The sequence below is a fragment of the Alkalicoccus luteus genome, assembly GCF_012034335.1.
Taxonomy (GTDB): Bacteria; Bacillota; Bacilli; order Bacillales; family Salisediminibacteriaceae; genus Alkalicoccus; species Alkalicoccus luteus_A.
The window spans coordinates 1-717 of record NZ_JAATHJ010000076.1 but is presented as its reverse complement, the minus strand read 5'-3'; the positions used below and the strand labels follow the sequence as shown (position 1 = coordinate 717).

The window sequence follows — 717 nt, the reverse complement described above, 5'->3', positions numbered from 1 at the left end:
ACGTGCAGCGGAGAGATACTAATCGATCGAGGGCTTAACCAATGAACATCGTCGCTCGGCAGAGCGAGGAAGACACATGATTCGTTTTCGCGTTATCCGGTTTTGAGCGGGTACGCTCATTTATCCATAGTCCACAGTAGCTCAGTGGTAGAGCAATCGGCTGTTAACCGATGGGTCGTAGGTTCGAATCCTACCTGTGGAGCCATATAAGGAGAGCTGTCCGAGAGGTCGAAGGAGCACGATTGGAAATCGTGTGTGCGGTTTTAACCCGTACCGAGGGTTCGAATCCCTCGCTCTCCGCCATATATGGCCCGTTGGTCAAGTGGTTAAGACACCGCCCTTTCACGGCGGTAACACGGGTTCGAATCCCGTACGGGTCACCATACTTAATTAAAACAGATACGAATCTGTTTTGGAGGATTAGCTCAGTTGGGAGAGCACCTGCCTTACAAGCAGGGGGTCGGCAGTTCGAGCCTGTCATCCTCCACCATTTTTATAAACGGCGCGGGGTGGAGCAGTCTGGTAGCTCGTTGGGCTCATAACCCAAAGGTCGATGGTTCAAATCCATCCCCCGCAACCAATTTACATAGTGGCTCGGTAGCTCAGTCGGTAGAGCAACGGACTGAAAATCCGTGTGTCGGCGGTTCGATTCCGTCCCGAGCCACCACTTTTTATGCTGGCCTAGCTCAATTGGTAGAGCAACTGACTTGTAATCAG

General features: G+C 52.0%; 6 tRNA genes. All 6 read left to right on the top strand.

The annotated features are described in order from the left end of the window. Positions 1-130 precede the first annotated feature (130 nt). Positions 131-205, top strand: a tRNA-Asn gene (locus tag HCN83_RS17980). A gap of 5 nt (positions 206-210) precedes the next feature. Beyond that, a tRNA-Ser gene (locus HCN83_RS17975) sits at positions 211-303 on the top strand. A gap of 5 nt (positions 304-308) precedes the next feature. Beyond that, positions 309-383: transfer RNA gene (locus HCN83_RS17970), tRNA-Glu, on the top strand. A gap of 31 nt (positions 384-414) precedes the next feature. Further along, positions 415-490, top strand: a tRNA-Val gene (locus tag HCN83_RS17965). Between the two features lie 13 nt (positions 491-503). After that, a tRNA-Met gene (locus HCN83_RS17960) sits at positions 504-580 on the top strand. A gap of 11 nt (positions 581-591) precedes the next feature. Further along, positions 592-667 (top strand) — tRNA-Phe (locus HCN83_RS17955). The last annotated feature ends 50 nt before the right edge of the window (positions 668-717 follow it).